At 70.6% G+C, this 10103-nt stretch carries 7 protein-coding genes and 2 tRNA genes; 7 read left to right on the forward strand and 2 right to left on the reverse strand.

Going from position 1 to position 10103, the window contains the following annotated elements; translation table 11 throughout:
* Positions 1–339: 339 nt before the first annotated feature.
* Complete coding sequence (locus FNQ90_RS04860) at positions 340–555, forward strand: hypothetical protein (RefSeq protein ID WP_143617668.1); 216 nt, start codon at positions 340–342, stop codon at positions 553–555.
* Between the two features lie 151 nt (positions 556–706).
* Here the strand turns inward: FNQ90_RS04860 and FNQ90_RS04865 are convergent.
* A tRNA-Gly gene (locus tag FNQ90_RS04865) sits at positions 707–777 on the reverse strand.
* A 198-nt stretch (positions 778–975) separates the two neighbouring features.
* Here FNQ90_RS04865 and FNQ90_RS04870 point away from each other — a divergent pair.
* The 5 genes from FNQ90_RS04870 (at position 976) to clpX (ending at position 6018) form a co-directional block, all read left to right on the forward strand.
* Positions 976–1052: transfer RNA gene (locus tag FNQ90_RS04870), tRNA-Pro, on the forward strand.
* A 202-nt stretch (positions 1053–1254) separates the two neighbouring features.
* Positions 1255–2682 carry a trigger factor gene (gene tig, locus FNQ90_RS04875; protein WP_182605128.1) on the forward strand — a complete coding sequence of 476 codons (1428 nt, stop codon included), beginning with the start codon at positions 1255–1257 and terminating at the stop codon, positions 2680–2682.
* A 302-nt stretch (positions 2683–2984) separates the two neighbouring features.
* On the forward strand, positions 2985–3602 hold the full coding sequence (locus FNQ90_RS04880) for an ATP-dependent Clp protease proteolytic subunit (protein ID WP_323379778.1): 618 nt from the start codon (positions 2985–2987) through the stop codon (positions 3600–3602).
* 58 nt (positions 3603–3660) lie between these two features.
* A complete protein-coding gene (locus FNQ90_RS04885; RefSeq protein ID WP_143617662.1) occupies positions 3661–4344 on the forward strand; it encodes an ATP-dependent Clp protease proteolytic subunit in 684 nt (227 codons plus the stop codon).
* 372 nt (positions 4345–4716) lie between these two features.
* Positions 4717–6018: an ATP-dependent Clp protease ATP-binding subunit ClpX gene (gene clpX, locus FNQ90_RS04890; RefSeq protein ID WP_182605129.1), complete on the forward strand. Its 1302-nt coding sequence runs from the start codon at positions 4717–4719 to the stop codon at positions 6016–6018.
* Positions 6019–6150: 132 nt separating this feature from the next.
* Here clpX and FNQ90_RS04895 read toward each other — a convergent pair whose 3' ends face one another.
* Positions 6151–7179: a hypothetical protein gene (locus FNQ90_RS04895; protein ID WP_182605130.1), complete on the reverse strand. Its 1029-nt coding sequence runs from the start codon at positions 7177–7179 to the stop codon at positions 6151–6153.
* Positions 7180–7335: 156 nt separating this feature from the next.
* On the opposite strand from FNQ90_RS04895, the gene FNQ90_RS04900 reads away from it, so the two are divergent.
* Positions 7336–9966, forward strand: coding sequence for a valine--tRNA ligase (locus tag FNQ90_RS04900; RefSeq protein ID WP_182605131.1), 2631 nt, complete (start codon positions 7336–7338; stop codon positions 9964–9966).
* Positions 9967–10103 lie beyond the last annotated feature (137 nt).

A 10103-nucleotide genomic window follows, 5' to 3' on the forward strand; every position in this document is an offset into this window, starting at 1 on the left:
ACGCGACAGAGGGGAACGGCGCGTCACGTCAGTGGTCCGGTGGGGGAGTTCGCCGAAAACGGACTCGACCGGATCATCACGGAAGGATGACGTCGCGGGTGTGTCGGGGTTCCGGGTGGCAGGGGATGGTGATCCCTGTCACCCGGAACCCCGACACGCCCGGTCGTCGCCCCTCGGCGGTCGGATCGTCATCCGACGGACCGTCAGACCCCCTCCGTCGGGGCGCGGGTGCCGGCACGATGGTCCCGTGCTTGCGGGGGTATCGGAGAGGGAAGGACCCCGGGGGCACGGCCAGGCGGCTGTGTCCGCACGCGGTGTTACGTCCGAGGGTGTGATCTTGTGATTATCTCGTTCTCGCTGGTGCTCCTGCTGGGCATCGTCCTCGTGGTGATGATTCGCGGGGGCTCGATGAAGTGGGGTCCCGCGATCGTCGCGATCCTCTTCGGGTTCTCCCTGGCGTCCACCGGAGCGGCGGACCCGATACGGGACTTCCTGGAGTCGGTCAGCAACTCGATCGGCTCGTTCGACAACAACATCAACAGCAGCGGCAGGTGATCCGTCGCGCTCGGGGGTCGGGTCGTCGCGGTCCCGGCCCCGGTCCCCCCTGCCCCGGCGAACCCGGAACGGGGCGCGCGGAGCCGATCCGGGGGCGCCCGGGCGCACACGCGAAAAAGCCCGGCCCCGGGGATCCGGGACCGGGCCGACGAGCGGGTGACGGGAATCGAACCCGCGTAGCTGGTTTGGAAGACCAGGGCTCTACCATTGAGCTACACCCGCGAGGCCGCGTCGCGTCCATGTGGGAAGCGCTCGGCGTCACGGGGCATCCTAGCAGCGTCACCGACCGCCGCCCGCGCCGGGCGACCCTCGCGGCCCCGGACCGACGGCGCCCGGGGCGCACCCGGGTCCGCGACGCGTGCCCCCGGCACCGGCTCCCCCGTCCTACCTGTACCCTACGTGTCGCGTCATGAGCCACCGCGGGGTGTGGCGCAGCTTGGTAGCGCGTCCGCTTTGGGAGCGGAAGGTCGTCGGTTCGAATCCGGCCACCCCGACCACGTACTATGAGGAACGCGCGTGCCTGTGTCGTGTCCGCATGTTCATGCCGCATACGGGGCGCCCCTCAAGCCAAGAAGCCCGGCTCCGACGGCCCGGACAGGGTTCGGACCCAGTGTTCGGACGGTGTTCAGGAGGATCGGCGCGATCGATCCCGTCGGGACCGGGCACCACCCCCAGCAGTCAGCCCCAAGGAGACCGACCGTGAAGAGCGCCGTGGAGACCCTGAACCCGACCCGGGTTCGGCTCACTGTCGAGGTGCCCTTCGAGGAGCTCAAGCCCAGCCTCGACGCGGCGTACAAGAAGATCAACCAGCAGATCACCGTCCCCGGCTTCCGCAAGGGGAAGGTACCGGCGCGGGTGATCGACCAGCGTTTCGGCCGCGGTGCGGTGCTGGAGGAGGCGGTCAACGAGGCACTGCCGAAGTTCTACTCCGAGGCGGTCACCGAGGGGGAGCTGAACCCCCTGGGCCGCCCCGAGGTGGACATCACCGACCTCAAGGACGGTGAGCTCCTGACCTTCACCGCCGAGGTGGACATCCGCCCCGAGATCGAGATCCCGGACTACTCCGACATCGAGGTCACCGTCGACGCGGTCGAGGTCGCCGACGCCGATGTGGAGGAGGCCATCGACCAGCTGCGCGAGCGCTTCGCCTCCACCACCGAGGTCGAGCGGGCCGCCGCCGAGGGCGACGTCGTGCGGCTCGACCTCGAGGCCCGGGTGGACGGCGAGGTCCTCGCCGACGGCGTCGCCGAGGGCATCGACTACACCATCGGCTCCGGCCGCCTGCTGGACGGCATCGACGAGGCCGTCACCGGTCTGGAGGCCGGCGGCACCGCCACCTTCACCAGTGAGCTGAAGGGCGGCTCCGCGGCCGGCCGGGAGGCGGAGATCACCGTCACCGTGCACGCCGTCTCCGCCCGCGAGCTGCCCGCCGTGGACGACGAGTTCGCCCAGATGGCGAGCGAGTTCGACACCCTGGAGGAGCTGCGGGAGGACGCCCGCACCCGACTGGCCCGCCAGAAGAAGTACGACCAGGCCACCAAGGCCCAGGAGCAGGTCCTGGACGCCCTGTTGGAGCGGGTCGAGGTCCCGATGCCGGAGAACCTCCTGCGCGACGAGATCGAGACCCGCAAGCACAACCTGGTCAATCACCAGCTCGGCCGGCTGGGCATGGATCTCGACCGGTACCTGGAGATGCAGGACAAGACCGCCGAGGAGTTCGAGAACGAGCTGCGGGAGCAGGCCGAGAAGGGCATCCGCACCCAGTTCGTGCTCGACGAGATCGCCAAGCGCGAGAAGGTCAACGTCAGCCAGGAGGAGCTGACCGAGCACCTGGTGCGCCGGGCGCAGTCCTCCGGCATGAGCCCCGACGAGTTCGCCCGCGCGGTGGTCGAGGGCGGCCAGGTGCCGATGCTGGTCGGCGAGGTCAGCCGCGGCAAGGCGCTGGCCGCTGTGGTGGAGACCGTCCGCGTGGTGGACACCAACGGCGAGACCGTCGACCTCGAGGACGACGAGACCGACGCCGACGCCGAGACCGTCACCCCGCAGGAGGCCGCCGCCGCCACCGGTGGGGAGGAGTCCAACGCCGACGACGCCGACGGGAAGGCATCCAAGCGGGACGACGCCTGATCGCGGCGCCGCACACGGTGCCCGGAACGGGGCCGGACGTGATCACGTCCGGCCCCGTTCCGCTCCCGGCGGAACCCCAACGGGAACCCCACCTGCGCTCACAGCGAACAGTTTCCGAGCCGGGATGGGTCGGCCCCACCAGCGCGTTAGGGTCCGTAAGGGCAACCCCTCGACAACGCGGCCGAGTACGCCCCCGGAGCCCCGGTCCCGGAGGTCCTCGGTGACGAGCCGACGACGAGCCAACGACGATGCCGGCGCCCGTGCGCGAGCACGGTCGTCCAATGAATGAGCAGGTGGAATACGTGACGCTTCCGATGCCTTCCGCCGCCGCCGACCCCATTGCCGGCGGCCTCGGTGATCAGGTCTACAACCGGCTGCTCAGCGAGCGGATCATCTTCCTCGGTCAGCCGGTGGACGACGACATCGCCAACCGGATCACCGCGCAGTTGCTGCTGCTCGCGGCCGATGACCCGGACAAGGACATCAACCTCTACATCAACAGCCCGGGCGGTTCGATCACCGCCGGCATGGCGATCTACGACACCATGCAGTTCATCAAGAACGACGTGGTGACCATCGCCATGGGCATGGCCGCCTCGATGGGGCAGTTCCTGCTCAGCGCCGGCACGCCGGGCAAGCGCTTCGCCCTCCCCAACGCCGAGATCCTGATCCACCAGCCCTCGGCCGGCCTCGCCGGTTCCGCCTCGGACATCAAGATCCAGGCCGAGTGGCTGCTGCGCACCAAGAAGAAGATGACCGAGCTGTCCGCGCGGCACACCGGCCAGAGCATCGAGCAGTGGACCCGCGACTCCGACCGCGACCGCTGGTTCTCCGCCGAGGAGGCCAAGGACTACGGCCTGGTCGACCGGGTCATCGCCGACGCGGCGGACATCCCCGGCAGCGGCGGCACGGGTGCCTGATCACGGCCCCTTCCGCACAGCCTTGATCCCGCCGACAGCTCATCGCCAGGAGAACCCGATGACCGCATCGCCTTCCTTCAACGGTCCCTCCGGGACCGCCGGTTTCCCCGGCTCGGGCCTGTACGACCGCCCGATCCCCGACTCCCGCTACGTCGTCCCGCGTTTCGTCGAGCGCACCTCCCAGGGCATCCGGGAGTACGACCCGTACGCCAAGCTCTTCGAGGAGCGGGTGATCTTCCTCGGGGTGCAGATCGACGACGCCTCGGCCAACGACGTCATGGCGCAGCTGCTGTGCCTGGAGTCGATGGACCCGGACCGGGACATCCAGATCTACATCAACAGCCCCGGCGGCTCCTTCACGGCCCTGACGGCGATCTACGACACGATGCAGTTCGTGAAGCCGGACATCCAGACGGTGTGCATGGGGCAGGCCGCCTCGGCCGCCGCCGTGCTGCTGGCCGCCGGCACCCCCGGCAAGCGGATGGCGCTGCCCAACGCCCGGGTGCTCATCCACCAGCCGTACAGCGAGACCGGGCGCGGTCAGGTCTCCGACCTGGAGATCGCCGCCAACGAGATCCAGCGCATGCGTGTCCAGCTGGAGGAGATGCTCTCCAAGCACTCCACCAAGCCGATCGAGCAGATCCGCGAGGACATCGAGCGCGACAAGATCCTCACCGCCGAGGCGGCGGTGGAGTACGGTCTGATCGACCAGATCGTGACGACCCGAGCCGCCTCCGCCTGAGCGACCGGATCGCCGGCCCTCCTTCGGCGGGATGCCACCGCGTCCCGGGGGTTTCCCGCCAAAGGAGGGCCATTCCGTCCGGGCGACAGGGTACCGTCGTGGGGACAGCACGATAACGGCATCCGGCACCGGCCGGGCCGCGGCTCCGGGAACGGGGCGCCGCACCCGGCCGCGGGGTCGTTCGCGCGGTCCGCAGGGCTCGACACCGGCACCACACGCACCGGCACGACACCACAGGCGACACACAGACATCCAGACGCGCGCGGTCGCGGCACCCCGTGAATCCTCGACGGGCCCCTGCGGAGCGACGGCGCACCAGGTACCAGGCACCACCCCCTCCCGGGAGGTGCGCAGGCGAAGGGGAAGCACCTCGTGGCACGCATCGGTGACGGCGGCGACCTGCTCAAGTGCTCATTCTGCGGAAAGAGCCAGAAGCAGGTGAAGAAGCTCATCGCGGGCCCGGGGGTGTACATCTGCGACGAGTGCATCGACCTCTGCAACGAGATCATCGAGGAGGAGCTCGCGGAGTCCCCCGAGTCGGACCTCGGCGAGCTGCCCAAGCCGCGGGAGATCTACGAGTTCCTCGAGAGCTACGTGGTGGGCCAGGAACCGGCCAAGAAGGCCCTCTCGGTGGCCGTCTACAACCACTACAAGCGGGTTCGGGTGAGCGAGGAGGCGGCGCACTCGCGGGACGAGGAGATCGAACTCGCCAAGTCCAACATCCTCCTGCTGGGCCCCACCGGTTCGGGCAAGACCCTGCTGGCCCAGACCCTGGCCCGGATGCTCAACGTCCCCTTCGCGATCACCGACGCCACCGCCCTGACCGAGGCCGGGTACGTCGGCGAGGACGTGGAGAACATCCTCCTCAAGCTCATCCAGGCGGCCGACTACGACATCAAGAAGGCCGAGCAGGGCATCATCTACATCGACGAGATCGACAAGGTGGCCCGCAAGAGCGAGAATCCCTCGATCACCCGTGACGTCTCGGGCGAGGGCGTGCAGCAGGCGCTGCTGAAGATCCTCGAGGGCACCACGGCGGCGGTCCCGCCGCAGGGCGGGCGCAAGCACCCGCACCAGGAGTTCCTCCAGATCGACACCTCGAACGTGCTGTTCATCGTCGGCGGCGCGTTCGCCGGACTGGACGACATCGTGCGCGCCCGCTCCGGGGGCCGGGGCATCGGCTTCGGCGCCGACATCCGCTCCAAGCGGGACCGGGACACCTCCGAGCTGTTGGCCGACGCGCTGCCCGAGGACCTGGTCAAGTACGGGATGATCCCCGAGTTCATCGGCCGGCTCCCGGTCATCACCTCGGTGCACAACCTGGACCGGGACGCCCTGCTGCGCATCCTGGTCGAGCCGCGCAACGCGCTGGTCAAGCAGTACCAGCGACTCTTCGAACTCGACGGTGTCGAGCTGGAGTTCGACCGCCCCTCGCTGGAGGCGATCGCCGACCAGGCGATCCTGCGCGGCACCGGGGCGCGCGGTCTGCGGGCGATCATGGAGGAGGTGCTGATGTCCGTGATGTACGAGGTTCCCTCGCGTCAGGACGTCGGCCGGGTGGTCATCACCGAGGACGTGGTCCGCTCCAACGTGAACCCCACCCTGGTGCCCCGCTCGCGGATGGCCAAGCAGCGCGGCAACTCCCCGCGCGCCCCCCGGGAGAAGTCGGCCTGATCCGACGGGCCGCCGCCCCTCCGAACCACCGGTGGGCGCGGGGTCCCGAACAGCGGCGCTCGTCGCGCCCGTTCGGAACCCCGCGCCCACCGTCGTCGGGAAGGCCGGTCACCCGGGAGGCGGCGCGGCCGGTCACCCGGTGCGCTCGACCAGGGCGTCCTCCCGCAGCTGCCGGGTGTATCCGGCGGCCTCCTCGGTGGTGATCCCCTCCGGCGCCCCCACCTCGGGCATCTCCTCCGCCAGCGGATCGACGTCCTCGGGCAGCGACGGGAAGGGCACGTAGTAGGTCAACCCCACCGTGCTGTAGTCCGCCCAGGCGCAGATGGTCGTCTCCAGGGTGTACCCCAGGTCGGGGTCCTCCCCGGTGCCCCGGGCGATCTGGCACTTCAGGGCGGCCTCGTCGTAGGTGAAGGACTCGGCGGTGCCGATCAGTTCGATCTCCTCGCCCTCCTCCTCGGAGATGGCCTGCGCGAACTGCAGGAAGAGCAGGTCCACCGTCTGCTGGGGGTTCTCCACCTCGCCCCACATGCCGGCGAAGCCCAGGCCGGTCCTGCCCCACTCGGGAATCGGGGCGTCCGGGTCGGGCTCGATGTAGGAGCCGCCGACGCTCTCCATGCCGCTCAGGCCGGCGTCCTCCAACTCCTGCTCGGAGAGCAGGAGGGAGTCGTCCTCCTCCATCAGTTCGAACTCACCGGTTTGTCGCGGCAGGGTCAGGTCGTACCGGGTGCCGTCGTCCGAGCCGAGGGCGTTGTCGCCACCGGAGAGGACGACGTACAGCCCGCCGCCGACCACGGCCAGGGCCGCGATCACGGCGACCGCGATGCCGACCGTCCGGCCCTTGCCCTCCTTCCCCGTCGGTGCGCCGGGAGGCACCGGCGCGCCCGGCTGCTGCGGATACCCGTACCCCGGCTGCTGCGGTTGGCCCGGCTGCTGCGGGTACCCGTGCCCCGGCTGTCCCGCCGGTGGCGGGTAGCCGTATCCCGGCTGCCCCGGCGGCTGTTGGGGCGGGTAACCGTACCCCGGCTGCGCGCCGGGCTGCGACGGCTGCGCGTAGGGGTTCCCCCCGGCGGGCGGCTGCCCCGGCGGGGGCGTCCCGTACGGGCCGGGTTGGCCGGGCTGCGGGCCCTGCTGCCCGTACGGCCCCGGCTGCTGGTGACTCATCTGTGTACCCCTCTGCGCGGCAGTTCGGATTCGGGAGCCATCCTGTCCGACCCGGGGCCGTGGTGTACATCCGGAGCGCACGCACCCGCACGACGGCGGCCGGGCACCGGGAAACCGGGTCGAAGGCGCCCTCCCGCCGTCGATAGACTGGGCCCCGTGACCGAGAACACTCAGCAGCCCGCCACCGGGCCCCACGGCGTCCCCACCGACCTGCCCAGCCGCTACACCCCGGCGGAGGTAGAGGGGAAGCTGTACGAGCGCTGGGTGGAGCGCGGCTGGTTCGAGGCGGACGCGAAGAGCGACAAGCCCCCGTACACCATCGTCATCCCGCCGCCGAACGTCACCGGCAGCCTGCACCTGGGCCACGCCTTCCAGCACACCCTCATGGACGCCCTGACCCGTCGCAAGCGGATGCGGGGCTACGAGGCGCTGTGGCTGCCCGGCATGGACCACGCCGGCATCGCCACCCAGAACAAGGTGGAGCAGCAGCTCGCCGAGGAGGGGAAGTCCCGTCACGACCTCGGCCGCGAGGAGTTCGTCGAGCGCGTCTGGCGGTGGAAGGAGGAGTACGGCGGGAAGATCCTCGGCCAGATGCGGCGCCTGGGCGACGGCGTCGACTGGTCCCGTGAGCGCTTCACCATGGACGAGGGTCTGTCCCGGGCCGTGCAGACCATCTTCAAGCGGCTGTACGAGGACGACCTGATCTATCGCGCCGAGCGCATCATCAACTGGTGCCCGCGCTGCCTGACCGCGATCTCCGACATCGAGGTCGACCACGAGGAGCGCGACGGCGAACTGGTCTCCATCCGCTACGGCGAGGGGGAGAACTCGCTCGTCGTCGCCACCACCAGGGCGGAGACGATGCTCGGCGACACCGCCGTGGCCGTCCACCCCGAAGACGAGCGCTACCGGCACCTGATCGGCACCGAGGTCCGCCTGCCGCTGACCGACCGCGGGATCCCCGTGGTCGCGGACGAGCACGTGGACCCGGGGTTCGGGACCGGCGCGGTCAAGGTGACCCCGGCGCACGACCCCAACGACTTCGAGATCGGCCGCCGGCACGACCTGCCCTCGTACACGATCATGGACGAGCGCGCCGTCATCACCGTCCCCGGCCCGTTCGAGGGGCTGGACCGGCTGGAGGCCCGCTCGGCCGTGGTCGGGGCGCTGCGCTCGCAGGGCCGGATCGTCGCCGAGAAGCGCCCCTACGTCCACGCCGTGGGCCACTGCTCCCGTTGCGCGACCATCATCGAGCCGCGGCTGTCCCTCCAGTGGTGGGTCCGGGTCGAGCCGCTGGCCCGGGCCGCCGGGGACGCGGTCCGCGACGGCCGGGTCGCCATCCACCCACCGGAGATGGCCGGACGCTACTTCCAGTGGGTCGACAACATGCACGACTGGTGCATCTCGCGCCAGCTGTGGTGGGGGCACCGCATCCCGGTCTGGTACGGGCCGAACGGCGAGGTCGTGTGCGTCGGCCCCGAGGAGGAGCCGCCGACCGGCGAGGGCTGGACGCAGGACACCGACGTCCTGGACACCTGGTTCTCCTCCGGCCTGTGGCCGTTCTCCACCCTCGGCTGGCCCGAGGAAACCGCCGACCTGGCGAAGTTCTACCCGACCGACGTCCTGCTGACCGGCCACGACATCATCTTCTTCTGGGTCGCCCGGATGATGATGTTCGGCCTGTACGCCATGGACGGCACCCCGCCCTTCCACACCATCGCGCTCACCGGCCTGGTGCGTGACGAGCGCGGCAAGAAGATGTCGAAGTCCTTCGGCAACAGCGTCGACCCGCTGGACTGGATGGACGCCTACGGCTCCGACGCCGTCCGCTTCACCCTGGCCCGTGGCGCCAACCCCGGCGTGGACGTGCCGATCGGGGAGGACTGGGTCCAGGCCTCCCGCAACTTCGCCAACAAGGTCTGGAACGCCACCCGCTTCGCGCTGATCAACGGTGCCACCGTGGAGGGACCGCTGCCGGCCGCCGAGCGGATGTCGGCCACCGACCGGTGGATCCTCTCCCGGCTGGCCGCCGTCGTCGCCGAGACGGACGCCCACTACGACGACTATCAGTTCGCCAAGCTCTGCGACACCCTGTTCCACTTCGCGTGGGACGAGGTCTTCGACTGGTACGTCGAGCTGAGCAAGACCACCTTCCAGGCCGGTGGCGAGGCGGCCGAGGTCTCCCGGCGCGTGCTCGGCGAGGTCCTGGACGTCCTGCTGCGCCTGCTGCACCCGATCGTCCCCTTCGTCACCGAGGAGCTGTGGACCACCCTCACCGGGCGCGAGTCCCTGGTGGTCGCCGACTGGCCGACCGCCGGCGGGTTCCGCGACGAGGAGGCCGAGCGCGAACTGGCGGAGGTCCGCCGGCTGGTCACCGAGGTCCGCCGGTTCCGGGCCGACCAGGGCCTTCAGCCGGGCCAGCGGGTTCCCTCCCGCCTGGACCTGGGCGGCACCGGACTGGACGCGCACGAGGAGGCCGTCCGCTCCCTGCTGAGGCTCCAGCCCGCCGGACCCGACTTCATCGCCTCGGCCACCCTCCCCGTGGGCGGCGCGGAGGTCGCCCTCGACCTCTCCGGCGCGGTGGACACCGAAGCCGAGCGCAAGCGCCTGACCAAGGACCTGGCGGTGGCCGAGAAGGAGTTGGCGCAGACCACGGCCAAGCTCGGCAACGAGAAGTTCCTGGCCAAGGCGCCCGAGCCGGTGAAGGAGAAGATCCGGGCCCGGCGCGAGGCCGCCGAGGCGGACATCGCCCGCCTCACCGCCCAGCTGGAGCGACTGGCCGGCTGAGTCCCGCCCCGCGCGTCGGCCGGTGTGCCCACGGTGCCCGCGTCCCCTCCCGGGACGCGGGCACCGACGTGTCCGGGCACGGCCCCGGGCGGCGGCACGGGTGTCCGCCGGGGCCCACCGGCCGGCCCCCCTCCACC

This window comes from Streptomyces alkaliphilus (assembly GCF_014141535.1).
GTDB classification, from domain to species: Bacteria; Actinomycetota; Actinomycetes; order Streptomycetales; family Streptomycetaceae; genus Streptomyces; species Streptomyces alkaliphilus.

What these genes read in the sequence shown, in the direction of transcription:
- FNQ90_RS04885 (WP_143617662.1), top strand. Translation starts at nt 3,661, where the DNA reads ATGACCGCATCGCCTTCCTTCAACGGTCCCTCCGGGACCGCCGGTTTC.
- FNQ90_RS04895 (WP_182605130.1), bottom strand. Translation starts at nt 7,179, where the DNA reads ATGAGTCACCAGCAGCCGGGGCCGTACGGGCAGCAGGGCCCGCAGCCC.